The sequence below is a fragment of the Nannocystis sp. genome, assembly GCF_016714285.1.
Classification (GTDB): Bacteria; Myxococcota_A; Polyangia; order Nannocystales; family Nannocystaceae; genus Nannocystis.
In genome coordinates this window covers 133,311-147,067 of record NZ_JADJNN010000019.1, presented here as the reverse complement: position 1 = coordinate 147,067, position 13,757 = coordinate 133,311, and the positions used below count along the sequence as shown (strand labels likewise).

General features: G+C 71.0%; 14 protein-coding genes. 10 read left to right on the top strand and 4 right to left on the bottom strand.

The genetic code is table 11. The features are described from left to right. The first annotated feature begins 40 nt into the window (after positions 1–40). From IPJ59_RS26825 to IPJ59_RS26815, 4 genes are all read left to right on the top strand, one after another. Positions 41–655: a hypothetical protein gene (locus tag IPJ59_RS26825; protein ID WP_293273906.1), complete on the top strand. Its 615-nt coding sequence runs from the start codon at positions 41–43 to the stop codon at positions 653–655. After that, positions 601–771 carry a hypothetical protein gene (locus tag IPJ59_RS38160; protein WP_366524692.1) on the top strand — a complete coding sequence of 57 codons (171 nt, stop codon included), beginning with the start codon at positions 601–603 and terminating at the stop codon, positions 769–771. Before IPJ59_RS26825 ends, IPJ59_RS38160 begins: the two co-directional genes overlap by 55 nt. 36 nt (positions 772–807) lie before the next feature. Then, entirely contained in the window at positions 808–1,392 is a 585-nt protein-coding gene (locus IPJ59_RS26820) for a hypothetical protein (RefSeq protein ID WP_293273905.1), read from the top strand. Positions 1,393–1,676: 284 nt separating this feature from the next. After that, entirely contained in the window at positions 1,677–3,182 is a 1,506-nt protein-coding gene (locus IPJ59_RS26815) for an IgGFc-binding protein (RefSeq protein ID WP_293273904.1), read from the top strand. Positions 3,183–4,083: 901 nt separating this feature from the next. Here the strand turns inward: IPJ59_RS26815 and IPJ59_RS26810 are convergent. Both IPJ59_RS26810 and IPJ59_RS26805 read right to left on the bottom strand, forming a co-directional pair. Beyond that, on the bottom strand, positions 4,084–4,602 hold the full coding sequence (locus IPJ59_RS26810) for a hypothetical protein (protein WP_293273903.1): 519 nt from the start codon (positions 4,600–4,602) through the stop codon (positions 4,084–4,086). Then, the gene (locus IPJ59_RS26805) at positions 4,554–4,862 is read right to left on the bottom strand and encodes a hypothetical protein (RefSeq protein ID WP_293273902.1); all 309 of its coding nucleotides are present in this window, start codon (positions 4,860–4,862) and stop codon (positions 4,554–4,556) included. Before IPJ59_RS26805 ends, IPJ59_RS26810 begins: the two co-directional genes overlap by 49 nt. Before the next feature lie 78 nt (positions 4,863–4,940). Here IPJ59_RS26805 and IPJ59_RS26800 point away from each other — a divergent pair, with 78 nt between their 5' ends. The 6 genes from IPJ59_RS26800 to IPJ59_RS26775 all read left to right on the top strand — a co-directional run bounded on the left by IPJ59_RS26800 (position 4,941) and on the right by IPJ59_RS26775 (position 10,393). Next, on the top strand, positions 4,941–5,642 hold the full coding sequence (locus IPJ59_RS26800; RefSeq protein ID WP_293273901.1) for a JmjC domain-containing protein: 702 nt from the start codon (positions 4,941–4,943) through the stop codon (positions 5,640–5,642). 243 nt (positions 5,643–5,885) lie between these two features. Beyond that, entirely contained in the window at positions 5,886–6,290 is a 405-nt protein-coding gene (locus IPJ59_RS26795) for a hypothetical protein (RefSeq protein WP_293273900.1), read from the top strand. Positions 6,291–6,651: 361 nt separating this feature from the next. Beyond that, positions 6,652–7,236 (top strand): hypothetical protein, encoded by a 585-nt coding sequence (locus IPJ59_RS26790; protein WP_293273899.1) that lies wholly within the window; start codon positions 6,652–6,654, stop codon positions 7,234–7,236. Next, positions 7,233–7,934, top strand: coding sequence for a c-type cytochrome (locus tag IPJ59_RS26785; RefSeq protein WP_293273898.1), 702 nt, complete (start codon positions 7,233–7,235; stop codon positions 7,932–7,934). Before IPJ59_RS26790 ends, IPJ59_RS26785 begins: the two co-directional genes overlap by 4 nt. Before the next feature lie 150 nt (positions 7,935–8,084). Then, on the top strand, positions 8,085–9,131 hold the full coding sequence (locus IPJ59_RS26780) for a radical SAM protein (protein ID WP_293273897.1): 1,047 nt from the start codon (positions 8,085–8,087) through the stop codon (positions 9,129–9,131). Then, positions 9,128–10,393 carry a hypothetical protein gene (locus tag IPJ59_RS26775; RefSeq protein ID WP_293273896.1) on the top strand — a complete coding sequence of 422 codons (1,266 nt, stop codon included), beginning with the start codon at positions 9,128–9,130 and terminating at the stop codon, positions 10,391–10,393. The genes IPJ59_RS26780 and IPJ59_RS26775 overlap by 4 nt, the downstream gene beginning before the upstream one ends. Here the strand turns inward: IPJ59_RS26775 and IPJ59_RS26770 are convergent. Both IPJ59_RS26770 and IPJ59_RS26765 read right to left on the bottom strand, forming a co-directional pair. Continuing rightward, positions 10,374–10,574 (bottom strand): hypothetical protein, encoded by a 201-nt coding sequence (locus IPJ59_RS26770; RefSeq protein WP_293273895.1) that lies wholly within the window; start codon positions 10,572–10,574, stop codon positions 10,374–10,376. The genes IPJ59_RS26775 and IPJ59_RS26770 overlap by 20 nt on opposite strands. 1,967 nt (positions 10,575–12,541) lie before the next feature. After that, entirely contained in the window at positions 12,542–12,691 is a 150-nt protein-coding gene (locus tag IPJ59_RS26765; protein WP_293273894.1) for a hypothetical protein, read from the bottom strand. Positions 12,692–13,757: the final 1,066 nt, after the last annotated feature.

Genomic DNA, 13,757 nt, shown 5'->3' with positions numbered 1-13,757 from the left:
GGCCGACGCCGCCGCCGAGGCGGTGCTGGCGGGGCGGCCGGTGCCCGAGGTGGGGAGCCTGCCCGAGGGCCAGATCAGCTGTTATGTCGATACTTTCGGCGGACGCTGGGACACGACGCAATACGCGGCTTACGGCCCGCTGCGGGGCATCGGGGACGATGGGCGGATGGTCGGCGCCAACATCACGCTCGAGTTCTTGCCGAACAAGAACGTGCCGCACACCGACAAGATCGGCCTGATCCAGACGGTTCGGAGCCTGAAGAACGGGGTGGTGTCGCTGGTGCCCGGGCTGAACACGAACGTGGCGATCACGGCGCGCACCGCGACGACCCCGGACAGGGTCGGGCTGGCGATCGACCGCGTCGACGACCCGGAGCCCGATCTATGGCTCTGGCGGCACGCCGGCCAAGCGCAAGCTCAAGAACAGCGTGATGGGCGACGGCAACCAGATGGGCAGTCGCAGCTGGTTCGGCGCCAACACGCCGGCGCGGCTGATCGACGAGTGCCGGGTCGACGCCGAGCCGAACTCCTCGCAGACCTTCGAGGTCACCGCGGTGCTCGTCGAGGGCAAGCAGAAGGGGAAGTACCTCGGTCGGTGGAATGGGGCTGGACCTACGCGGGCGGCCGCGGGTGGTGCCGCAGCTCCTGCCATTGACGCGGATCAGCAATGGCAACCTCGGGCGCGTTCTCGAGGCCGCGGACGCGTGGAACAACTCGGGGGCCCGGACCTCGAACGGGGCCGCGGTCGTCCCGCTGCTGGCGCCGATCTGATCGCAGTCGCCGAGGCTGGTGTGATAGGATGCGTGAATGGTGATCGCGCGCCTGGTCGTGCTCGTGGGACTTTTCATCGTCGGCAGTTGCGGTGGCAAGGACGAGGTCGTGCCTTGCGAAAAGCATCCGGTGGTCGGCGACGCGTGCCCGGGCGCGGGCGAGTTCTGCTTTGAATGCGGCGCGCCGCCCTGCCCGGGCCTCGAGTGTGTCGACGGGGCCTGGTCGGTGGTCGAGAGTTTCCCGCCGCCTGGCAGCTCCACGGCCGTGCCGACGACGACTTCTGCGGAGACCAGTAGCAGCGGTAGCAGCGGCACCGACAGCAGTGGGAGCTCGGGTACGACGGCGGAGACGACGACCGGGGCTGGTGATGGGATCGAGGGCGCGTGCGCTGATCTTTGCGCGCTGCTGCTCGATTGCGAGCCGGGCGTCTACCCGGACATCCCGACCTGTATAGCGGCCTGTGGCGAACAGGCGCCCGGTCTCCCGGGCTGTGAGACGGAGGCGGTGGCGTACAACCAGTGCCTGAGCGGCCTGAGCTGTGATGCGTGGCTGCTGGTCTTGAACGAGATGGACTATGGTCCGTGCAAGGCCGCGTACGACGCGTACGGGCTGTGCCTGTGAACGATCTGGCGCTGACCGGCGCGGCGCGATTATCACGATAGTAACAAGGGAGGGGGACTGCGATGAATATGAATAGTAATGCTGTTAACATCTTTGGACGCACCCTGGTAGCGACCGTCACTCTCCTCGCAGGCTGCGGGGGTGAGACTGTCAGCACCGACGCGACGACCGAGGCCGCGTCCACGTCCGCGACCTCGCCCGATACCTCGGGGTTGGCCACGTCGAGCGGGGACGTTCCGACCGGCGACAATACGACGACCCCTGCGTGCGCTCCGGGCGTCATCGTGTGCGAGGACGGGGCGGCGAAGACCTGCGATGGCGGGGTTTTCGCAGCGCCGGAGGTATGCAGCGAGGTCTGCGTCGACGGGCTCGGATGTGTGGCATGCACGCCGGACACGCTGCTGTGCGACGGCGATATGCTGATGCGTTGCGGCGAGGACGGGGCGCCGGGCGACACGGTGCTCACGTGCGACCCGGTGCAGGGGCTGAGCTGCGACGCGGGTGCAGGCGGATGCGCGGGGGTGTGCGCGTTCGACGAGGCGCGGCCGTCCGAGTATGGCTGCGAGTTCTGGGCCGCGCCGCTGCCGCAAGGGTTCGCGGGAGCAAACGGGTTCGGCGTGGCCCTGACCAACACTTGCGCGGGGCCGACCCACTACCAGATCGATCTCGTGGGCAAGCCGCTGCTGATGGGCGAGGTGGCGGCCGGGGCGTCGAAGTTCGTCGTGATGCCGCGGCTGCCCCCGCTGGGCTTCGTGGAGGCGAGCATATTGACGACCAACGGCTCGTATCGCGTGCGGACGAACTGTCCGGTGGGCGCGCTGCAATTCAGCGGGGATGGGACATGGCAGTCTGTCGACGCCACGCGGCTGTACCCGACCGATCGGTGGGGCAACGACGCGTGGGTCATGAGCTGGCCGACCCAAAGCGGTGTTGACTCTGACATAGAGTCGTACTTCACGGTGATGGCGCGCGACGACGGCACAACCGTCACGATCGACTCACCGGCGGGTATCGCGGTCAGCCCTATCCTGACGATCGACGCGGACGGCGACGGGGAGCTGATGCTCGATCGGGGGCAGATCTTGCTGCTCCTCGCCGAACTGCCGGACGACATGACCGGGGCGCGCGTGGCCGCCGACGGGCCCATCACGGTGTTCGGCGGGCACGTCTGCGCGTCCGTGCCGGACACCGACGGTACCTGCGATCACCTCGAGGAGGTGATGCCGCCGACGAGCGCACTCGGGAAGAATCACGTGGTGGTGCCACCTCAGGGGCCCGACGCGATCGCGCACATGATCCGCGTCGTCGGGACGCAGGATGGGACGCAGGTCATGACCGCGGATCTCAAGGTGCCAAAGAGCGTCGACGCCGGAGGGTTTATCGAGTTCGGACCGACCATGGAACCGCTGGCGATCGCTGCGAGCGCGCCGGTGCTGGTCGGACAGTTCATGGTCAGCTATGGGTTCGGTTCGTCGTCGGATCCGTCGCTGCTGGTGCAGGCGCCGATCGAACAGTTCGACACGACCCACAACTTCTGGACGCCCGAGGGCTGGCTGCTGACGACTGTCGCCGTCGCCGCGCCACCGGACACGATGGCGACGCTGGACGGCGAGCCCGTGGTCGGGTGGATGCCCGTGAAGGGCACGACCATGGGCGTGGCCGTGGTCGTGATCGACACGCCTGGGCCGCATGTGCTGATCGCAGATCAGCCGGTCGGCATCGGTGTGTATGGGCAAGAGAAGTATGCGAGCTACGCCTACGCGGGGGCCTGGGACCTGCCGCCGCCGTGATACGGGGTACGCTCATTCTGGCCGGTCGGGTGCCGGTGCTGGTCGTGGGCGCCGTTCGGCGTCGCAGGTGGCTCCACGCCCAGCCACGCTCTCTTCGTCGTACGCACCGCCGTCACTCGGGCGGACTCACGTCCACGCACTGACCTGGGCGGTCGCGACATACCGAGTCCACGCAGGTCCCACACGCACAGTCAGCGTCGACCTCACATGGCTTGTTGAAGCCGCACCCGACCTCCGGAATGCACGTACCATTCGGCGAGCAGGGCGCGCCTTCCGGGTCGGAACACACCGCCGGACTGCAGCCGTGGGCGTCTGTGCCGGGACCGATCGGGTGGCAGACCAGCCCGTCGGCGCAGTTCCAGCCCGCGCCACAGGCGATGGGCACGCAGAATCCATCGAGGTCGGGCGCCTTGTTGGGGTCGCACTCATAACCCGGGTTACACATTGCGCCCATGGTGCAGTCCGAGACGCACTGGCCGCAGCAACCCGGGCCGTTATCGACGCAGAAGGAAGGTGCGGCGCATGGGTAGCCGTCGCCGCCGCATGGATCGACACATCCGCCGCAGCCGAGATCTGGGAACTTGAAGCCGTCCGCCGCGCACACGAACTGGCCCCCCTCCTCGGGGCAGTCGGCATCGGTGCGACAGAGCACAGTGCCATTGGGCCAGGCCTCGGCACCTGGGCAGTACTGCGACGGCTCGCCCGCCCCCCGGTCGCAGTGTCGGTGGCGGTCGTGGTGACCCCACCCGATGCTGTCGTCGCCACGGTGCCGGCCGTGGACGCGGCATCTGTTGTATCAAGGGTTGTCGCCGGGTCGGTCGGCGTGGGACAGGCGAGCAATGTGGCGACCAGTCCAAGGGGCACAATGTGTAGATTTACGCGCATGGAATATCCTACCGCATCATCGCACCAGGCGGACGCCGGGCGCGAGCACGCCGCGGAACACCGCGAGCACGGCGGCCAGCGCGAGCAGCCACGGCCACAGCGGGGCCTCGGTCCACGGGCTGGCGGGCAGCGCGGGTGGGATCACGTCGGCGACGCGGCGCCAGGTGACGATCAGGAAGAAGCCGGCGAAGAAGGGGTAGGCGTAGGAGATCCAGTGCGGCGCGGGCCAGCTGGCGAGGGCGATCAGGGCGCCGCCGGCGATCCACGGGAGGACGCCCGCGGCGAGGATGTGGCGGGCGCGGGCGTCCGGTTCGACCAGGGTCGCGGGGTCGACGGCGAAGGCCATCAGGGGCTCGCGGGCCCACATGCCGATCCACGAGATCGCGGCGATGCCGACGGCGAACAGCGCCCAGCGGCCGGCGGCGGGGAGCTCGAGGATCGCGGCGACCTTGCCGAGGTCGGCGTTGGGCACGAAGGGGGTGGTGATCAGGTAGCCGAAGAAATTGACGAGGCCGTGGAGGCAGAGCCACAGCACGAACAGGCGGAGGGGCCGGGCGCGGCGGTCATGAAGCGCAGCGCCGCCATCAGGCCGAGGCCCTGGACCAGGCTGAGGAGGGGGCCGGCGGCGGAGACCACCGCCTGGGTCATGCCGGCGAGGCCGGTGTGGACGACGTAGACGTGGTGGAGGACGGGCCGTCCGCCGAGCGCGGCAGAGGTGACGGCGTGCCCCAGCTCGTGCAAGATCGTGGTCACCAGGAAGGCGAGCACGTAGATGACCAGGCTGAATATCACCATGCGTGGCGAGAACGCTGCGGACATTCCTGATCCCCCGCTGCAGGCTATCAGGGGGGCCGCGGGAGCGGAAGCGGCGATATGAGTGGGGTCTGCGAGCGACTGCTCGGGCACGCGGCGGGCGAGTTGGCCGCCGCGCTGGTGCGCGGCGAGGCGTGGCTCGACCGCGGCGCGGCCGGTCGCTTCGCGGGCTTGTGCGACGAGGCGCGCCTGCTCGCCGCGCTGCGCCGCATGCCCGGGCAGTGGCAGGCCTCGCCGCCGTTCGGCGCCATCGTCACCGACCCGCTGGGGGATGGCTTGACCTTCACCGAGGCGATCGCGGTCGACGAGATCGAGGCCTGGCTCGCCCGCGGTCACACGATCTGCGCCGACGATGTCTCGGAATTCGACGCCGGGCTGGCGGCGGTGGTGGAGGCGCTGGTGCGCGAGCTCGGCTGCGCGGGCGGCCGCTTCAACGCCTACCTCTCGCCCGCCGGGGCGCGCACGCCGATGCACTTTGACACCCGCGTCTCGACCACGCTGCAGCTCACGGGGCGCAAGCGCTGGCGATATCAGCGGACGGCCGCGGCGGCGAATCCGGGCGCCAACGGGCAGATCGACCGATTCGGCGACACGCAGTGGATGGCCCCGGTGGCGGATCGCGAGCCGCCGCCGCCGCCGTCGGGGCTCGAGGTGGTCGAGCTCGGGCCGGGGGACCTGCTGTGCGTGCCGGCGGGGGCGTGGCACGAGGTCGAGGCGCTGGAGCGCGGGCTGGCGCTGAACCTGAGCCTGCGCGTCGCCTGAGCGGGTCGTGGTCGCCGAAGCGCTCGTGCAGGTCGATCAACCGCAGCAAGGGGTCACGCCAGGCGGGCCTGGGCGTGCTGTCGACCTGGCCTCCCGCTGTGGCGGGTGCTGGGGTATCATCTACCAATGCGAACGCGATGGGTTGCGGCGAATCTGTCCTCGGTGCTTGGTTTCATGGTGCTGGCAGGGTGCGGTGATTCGAAGGGGGGCAGCGACGCGAGCACGGGCTCGACGGGCGCCGCGATGAGCACGGGATCGGGGCCGACCGAGGCGAGCGCCGGGTCGAGCACGCAGGCGATGACCGGCACGGGCGACGCGACGACGGGGTCCGAGATGGTGGTGTGTACACCGGAGCTGACCTGCACCGATGAGGTCTGCGTCGAGGATGTGCTCGAGCCGGCGTGCTCCTTCCCGGCGCCGGGCGATCCGTGTCCGCGGGGGACGACACCGGCCCAGTGCGGGGGCGACGGCCAGGACTGCTGCTGCGGGCCGACGCCGCCCCCCGCGTTCACCTGCGCCCCCGCGACGGGCTGTCCGGGCGCGCCGGCCTGCGACTGCCTGACGATGATCTGCGGCCCGGACAAGGAGTGCTCCCAGCCGGACCCGCTGGTCGCGCACTTCGTCTGTGTGCCGCTGCCAAAGCCGTGAGCCTGGCCTTGGCAGCCCGCGGGTGCCCTGATAGCGTCGCCGACGATGGCTGCCAAACGCGCGCTCATTCTCACGGTCGTGTGCGTGTCCTGTGGCTCCGGTGACGCTGGTTCCGGCGAGCCCGCGAGCAGCGGCGGCGCCGAGACGACGGCCGCGCCGACGACGGGCGCCGCGGGCGGATCGACGGGGGACGCGGCGAGCGCGGATGCGTCGAGCAACCCGGCGCCGACTGGCACGGCGGGTGAGGGCGGCTCGAGCACGGGCGAGCCCGGATTGCCGCCGGGCCCGTGGGACGCGGGCTGGGTTATCCCCGAGACGCCGCAGGCGCCCCGGCGATCCGGCCGCGGGTTATCAGGCGATGTTGACCCGCGGCTATATCACCTGCGGCGTGCCCTACGTGCTGTTCGGGCTGGCCAAGGGGCTGCTCGGCGACTTCACCAAGGGCGACCCGCTGCCGGGGCGCAGCGGCAAGAACGCGGAGGTGCCCTACAACTGGACCGTGCACACGCCGAAGAGCGGCGTCGAGATAGCGAGCTTCAACTGCCTCGAGTGTCACGCGGGTCGCTTCAACGGCGAGCTGGTGGTCGGGCTCGGCGAGGCGGACCTCGACTTCACCGACGTGCCGATGGGCGCGCTGGTCGACAACCTGCCGATCCTCGACATCTTCCCGGGCGGCGTGATCGGGGAGATCAACAAGTTTGTCGAGCGCTACAAGGCGGTCGGGCCGAAGATCAAGATGCTGACCGTCGGGACCAACCCGGCGGACATGTTGGCGGTGGCCCTGGCGGCGCACCACAATAGCGACACCCTGGCGTGGAGCGACGATCCGCTGCTGTTCCCGCCGGAGATCATGGCGCCGGTCGACACTCCGCCGTGGTGGCGGGTGCACAAGAAGCACGGGGTCTTTTATAATGGGATGAACCGCGGCGACCACCGCGGACGATGATGTTCGCGTCGTCGCTGTGCACCGATAGCGTGGCGGAGGCGGACGAGATCTTCGAGTACTTCGACGATATCAACGCGTATATCCGGTCGCTGCGATCGCCGGTGTATCCGTTCGCGATCGACGCCGAGCTGGCGGCCGCGGGCGAGGCGGTGTTCGTCGCCCGCTGCGCGGGTTGCCACGGCACCTACGCGCCGGCCGCCGCGGGGGACGACGGCGAGACCTACCCGAACCTCCTGCTGCCGCTGGACGTGATCGGCACCGACTCGACGGTGGCCAACGCGGGCGAGAATTATGGCGAGATGGTGCAGTGGTTCAACGAGTCGTATTACGGGAAGATCGTCCAGCTCGAGGTCGAGCTGCCGTTCCCGGGCTATGTCGCGCCGCCGCTCGACGGGGTGTGGGCGACCGCGCCGTATCTGCACAATGGGTCGGTGCCGACGCTGGCGGCGCTGCTCGAGAGCGACACGCGGCCGGCCCGCTGGCGCCGCGTCGATCTCGACAGCGCGAACTACGATCAAAGCACGCTGGGCTGGCCCTTCATCGCCACGCCCTACGGGCAGGACGACGCTCCGGCCGATCAGCGTAAGTTCGTCTATGACACGAGCAAGCCGGGTCACGGCAACGGCGGCCACACCTTCGGGGACGCGCTCGACGCGGGCGAGCGGGCGGCGCTGCTCGAGTACATCAAGACGCTGTGAGCCCGGCGGGTCGCAGGATCGCCCTGAAGCCTGGCGTGGGGGGCCGTGGGCGGTCGTGTCGTCGCGGGCGTCGTGAGCGTCGTGGGGTCTTACCGAGTTTTTACGCGTCGCACGCGGCCCGCAGCGGGCGGGCGCGGGTACCATCGCGGCATGGGACTGTTACACCGCCTCTATGCGCGCGCGGCCCCGGAGGTGTGGGAGACGGAGACGCGGCTGTTGCACGCGCTGCGGCTGGTCCGGCGACCGGTGGCGGTGCAGTGGATCGTGACCTCGGCCTGCGACCTGCACTGCCCGCACTGCTACTCGTCGGCGGGCAAGCGCACGCCCGGTGAGCTCAGCACGGAGGAGGCGAAGCGGCTGATCGTCGACGAGCTGGTGGCGCTCGGGCGGCCGACCCTGGTGCTGGCGGGCGGCGAGCTGCTGCTGCGGCGCGACATCCCGGAGATCATCGCCTACGCGTGCGAGCAGGGGCTCGAGTGGGCGATGCACACGCACGGGGGACATGTCCCGAAGTTCAGGTCGCTGCTGGCCCGCCACCCGCCGAGCCTGGCGGCGATCAGCCTCGACGGGGAGCGCGCGCAGCACGACCTGTTTCGCGGCAAGGTGGGCAGCTTCGACGCGGCGCTGGCGGCGATCCGCGTGCTCAAGGAGACCGGCTGCCGCGAGGTCGTGGCCGGGACCACGGTGACGCGCCAGAGCGCCGACCGGGTCGCCGATATGTTTCCGGTGGTGGCGGCCTCGGGGGCCGACAGCTGGGGCCTGCACCTGTTCGCGCCGGAGGGCCGCGGGGCCGAGCACATGGCGCTGTTTCCGACGCCGGAGCAGCTGCGCCGGGTGGCGGCGTTCGCCCGCCGCAAGCGGGCGGTGTTCCACGTCGAGCTGTGCAACGAGTGGGGCAGCGCCGGCGCCGACGATCGGTACTACCGCGATCAACCATTCCTGTGCGGGGCGGGCCGGATCTCGTGCGTGATCGGGGCGAGCGGCGAGGTCCTGCCGTGTACGACGACAGACCTCGGCGAGAGCGAGGGCAACCTGCGCGAGCGGCCGCTGCGGGACATCTGGGCCCGCGGCTTCACGCGCTTCCGCCAGCGCGGGCAGGGCGTGTGCAGCGACGGCAAGGAGTGCTGGTTGCAGAGCCGCAACGGCAACGGCTGCCGCGAGCAGGCGTTCGGCGGTGGGGCGCGGAGGGCCGGATGATCGCGGCGATTCGGGCCCCGCGGGCCGTGTGGATGTGGATCGGCGCGGGCGCGGTGGCGCTGACGCTGCTGCTGCGGATCGCCCGCGGCGAGGTGGTGGTGCTGTCGGCCCACGGGGCGCCGGTGCTGCGGCTGCTGGCGATCGCGCTGGTGTTCCTCGCCAACTGCGCGGAGAAGCTGAAGCCGGGCGAGCACAAGCCGGGGCCGTCGCAGCAGGACGAGGCGGCGCCGGGTGAGCTGTCGCAAGGGACAGCTTCAGCGCAGGCGGGCGACCTGTCGCAAGGGACAGGTTCGCAGGCGCCGCCGGTGGACGTGGCGGGGTTGCAAGAGTTCCCCGCGGCGCTCGACGACGCGGCGATCGAGGCTGCGCTGCGCTGGGTCTCGCGGCGCGGGCTGTGGCGCAGCTTCGAGGCGGAGGTCGCGGGCGACGCGAGGAGCGTGCTGCCGCTCGCCGACGGCGCGCCGCCCGGGGAGGCGGCGGCGCGGCTGGTCGCGGAGGTGGAGCGGCACCGCGAGCGGGCGGTGAGCGGCGCGGCCGAGACGGTGGGGTCATTGACGGGGCTGCTCGACGCGGCCGAGGCGGCGCAGGTGTACGACGGGTGGCTCGCGGGGCACCTGTGGCGGCACGCGCGGACGTTGAAGCCGGCGCCGGCGCAGCTGTTCGGGCGGATCGAGCGGCACCTGCGGGTCGTGCAGGCGATCGCGGCGGGCGAGGCGAGCACCGGGCCGATCGAGTTCTCGGCGTGGCGCTCGAAGGCCGGGCCGCCGCCGGGCTGGAGCGGGCTGCGCGTGCCCAAGGGGCTCGCCGCGGCCGCGCGCGAGGCGTTCAAGCAAGGCGTCGACGCGGGGACCTGGGAGAGCGGGGCGACGCTGGCGCTGCGGGTGACGCAGGGCGAGGCGCTGCTGCTGCGTCGCGGTGGTCAGGGGCGCGTGGCGGTCGGCGGCTGGCTGCGGCTGCGCCGGCTCGACGTGGTGCGCGCGCCCGCGGGGGCGCGCCTGGGTCACGCGAGCCTGGGCGAGCTGACGCTGCCGGCCGGGGCGGAGCTGACGGCCTGGAACGCGGGCGAGTTCCTGACGGCGACGGCGCGGACGCAGCTGCAGGCGCGGGTCGACGCGGCGCTGGCCGGCGAGGCGGCGGCGTTGACCGAGCTCGAGGGGCTGCTGCCGCTCGCGCACCCGGCGATCCGCACGGCGGTGGGGGGGCGCCCGGAGGCGCCCGGGGCGGCGGGGTTGCGGCTGCTGCTCACGGGCTTTGATGAGTGAGGGGGGTGGGCCAGGTGAGGGCCTCGGCCTCGGCCTCGGCCTCGGCCTCGGCGTCAGCGAGCTCGTCGAGGCGGCGGCCGTAGCCGTGGCGCTCGATGAGCTCGCGGGCGAGAGCGAGGGCGGTGCGGTCGTGGAAGAGGCGGGCGCGGGTGAGGTGGATGTCGGCCTGGAAGAGGGGCATGGGGCCGCGGTCGGCGAGGGTTTGGGCGTCGTCGAGGTCGCGGAGGGCGAGGTCGGGGTCGGTGCGGTGGAGGAGGCGGGCGCGGGTGATGAGGGCGCGGGGAGGTGGTTCAACGTGCCGGCCTTGCGCAGGCCGTCGACGGCGGCGTCGAGGTGGGTGCGGGCGGTGGTAAAGGAGAGGGTCGGCGAGGGGCGGTTCGTGCGAGTGGGTGGGTGAGGGAGGATAGCGGCGTGGAGGGCGGCGCAGCCGAGGTTGAGGTGGGCGAGGGCGATGCTGAGGAGATGGTTGTTGCGGCCGCCGACCGCCAGGGCGCGTGACGCCCGGTCGACCAGGGTCTGGCAGAGGTGCAGCAGGTCAGCGGTGCAAGCGGGGTCGCCGGGCGCAGAATGCCAGGCCGCGCGCTCGGCCGGGCGCAGCAGCAGGTCGCAATATAGATGGCCGCGGAGCGAGCTAGCTGGGGGGTGGCCGGGTAGAGTCGGGCCTCCATGGCCTCGGCCTCCGCGAACAACGTCCGGGCGGCGGCGAGGTCGCCTGCCTGGTGCTGGGCATCCGCGAGGGTCGTGCGACTGCACAGACGCTGAAAATCGTCGTCGCCGCGATTGGCGTACTCCACGGATTTCGTGGCGGCGTCGATGGCGGCGCTCGTCTGGCCGAGCGCCAGCTCGAGCTCGCTCAGGTTGCTGGCCGCGATGGCGGCATTCTCCCAGTGTTCGAGTTGGGACGTCGCCATCGAGGCCCGCCCGCATGGGTCCGAGGGCGTCGCGCAGACGCCCGAGGGCGCGCAGGGTGAAGCCGCCTCGTTGAGCACCCAGGACTGGGCGGCCCCGCGTCGAGCGCGGTCGACGGGGTGTCCCAGGTGTGCTCGAAGAAGCAGGCGATGGCCGCCAGGTCCGCGCTGACGGCCCCGAGATGGTTGGTGCTGTAGAACGTGGCGCCCCGGTTGATGCGCGCCAGGTAGACCGCGTTCCTGTGTGCGTCCGCCGTGCGGCCGGCGCGCAGCCGTGGACGACGGCCTGGTAGAGCGGCTGGAGGCCCGCGATGCCCTCGGGCCAGTGGGGCACAGAGCGGCAGAGGTGGTCGTAGAGGCGGCGGTGGCCCTCGCGCCAGCCGGCGTCGTGGGTCCGGCGTAGCTCGCGGGCGAAGTACTCCCGGATCAGCGGATGTGCGTCGAGGACCATGGCATCGGGGCCGAGGTCGTGCGGGCGGTGCTCGACGAGGGGTCCTGTCGGCAGTCCCATTCTTCCCGCCTTTTGGGCCGCGGCCTCGTCGTAACCCCGGACTGAGACAGGCACGTGCTCGGTGCGCGTGACCAGGCGGAGCTGCTCCGAGCGAGGCCGCGAGGGCGTTCCAGTCGCGGGTGTCCAGCCCGTCCAGCGCTTCCGTGACACCCGGGATCGCGGGCTTCTCCCGCAGCGCGGCGAGGCAGCCGGGGTCGGCGGGGCGGTCGAAGAATCCGAGCAACCGCAAGGCGGCCAGTTGCCGCTGGCCACGGAGGCCGGCTCGGGCCAGCCATGCGACATAGGCGTCCATCACGCGGAAGGCGTAACCGCCCTGCTCTTCGCTCGCCCGCGAGAAGTCGATCTCCCGCCATTTTCGGATGTCGCCGAGGGCCTGTTGAATGTAGACACCGAGCAATTGCAGGGTCAACGCGTGGCCGCGGACCTCGCGGCTGATCTCCTCGCGCTCGGCCGGGGTGCTCTTGACCGGTTTGCCGTGCGAGGGCTCCAGCAGGCTGCGCAGGAGCTCGGCTCCGGCGGCGTCGGACAGCGCCTCGGATCGAGGCGGGGCGCCAGTGTGGGGCCGAAGCGCTCGAGCTCGGCGACCCGCACGCGGGTGGTGATCACGCACAATCCGGGGTTGCGCTGCGCCAGGCTTCGGATCAATGCATCGATCGGGAGTCCTCGCCTGGGGGCGCCCGGGTTCACCGAGCGCCGTCGGGGTGCTGGAGGGGCTCGGGCCGTCGAGGATCAGGAGGCCCGGCGTTCGCGGATCAGCGCGGCGAGGCGGGTGCCCTTCTCCCAGCCCGAGGCAGGGCTGTCGGCCATGGCAGGGTCGCCGAAATAAATGAGCGCCTCGCGCAGGAAGTTGTCGGCGGACACGGCCCCGCGGTCGCGCACGCCCTGGCTGTAGAACTCCAGTCGAACAGCCAGTCCGGGGCGTGGCCCCTGGCGAGCAGTTGGTTGCGCCACTCGGCGACCAGCGCGGTCTTGCCGGTGCCGCCCCAGGCGACGATGGTAGCGACGTGCGTCGCGTCGTCGGCCCAGGCGCGGTCGAGCCAGGTGAATCGCGTTCGCGGCCGAACAGCTCGGGGGCGCCGTGGCGCAGGCGCGTGGGGGAGGGTCCGGTGGCGGTGGTGGTGCCGGGGCTTCCACTCTGCGAGCTTCGCCCTTGTTTCTTTGATCTTATGGGTCAGTGAGAACTTGATATCGGCATCGACGGCCAACGCCTCTTCGGCGAGAAGGTGGTCGAGTTTCTCCCTCAATATGCGGACCCCTCGGGCTCGTTCATGCTGTACCTCCGAGCTCACGGATCTTGGTGCGAGCTTCGTCGATCAGATGTTGCAGGCGGTACTTCGCGTCGGATCGACCGTGATCGGCTCTTGGTCGAGCGGGTACTCCAGCTTCGCTTGCCACCTTTCAGGGCGGCGGAGCCTGGTGCGGATGGCGGTGCAGCTGCTCCGGGAGGGTGGAGGCGCTCGGTCCGTTGCGGTGTCGAGAGCGGCTCGAGCGTCGGCGCGGGCAAGCGACCAGCCGCATGAAGCATCGCAGACCAGGCGCCAGGCGTTGGCCATGGCGAGCCGTCGCAGTGCGCCGTTGCCGATCGCGTCGACCTCCTTCTTGTCGGCGTCTACGTGATCGGAGATTCCGCGCACGACCAGTGCGTCGTCGGCCCGGATCCCGCAGGTACTCGGAAGCCGCCATCATCCCCGCGGCCTCCATCTCTGCGGCGAAGCGGTCCGCATTGGCCTCGCGGACGAATTCGGCGAAGGTCTTGCTGGCGATAACGAAGCTCCCGGAGGCGAGGTGGCTCGTGTTCACGATCGGCCGATCGCGGAGCAACTGGGAGCTCACGAGCTTGGCGATCCGAGGCCCGTCCGGTCCCACACGGAGGCTGTTCAATTGATCGGCACCGTCGTCGGTCCAGCGGACGAAGTCTGCGCGGGCCGTGTGCTCGAGCTGCTGG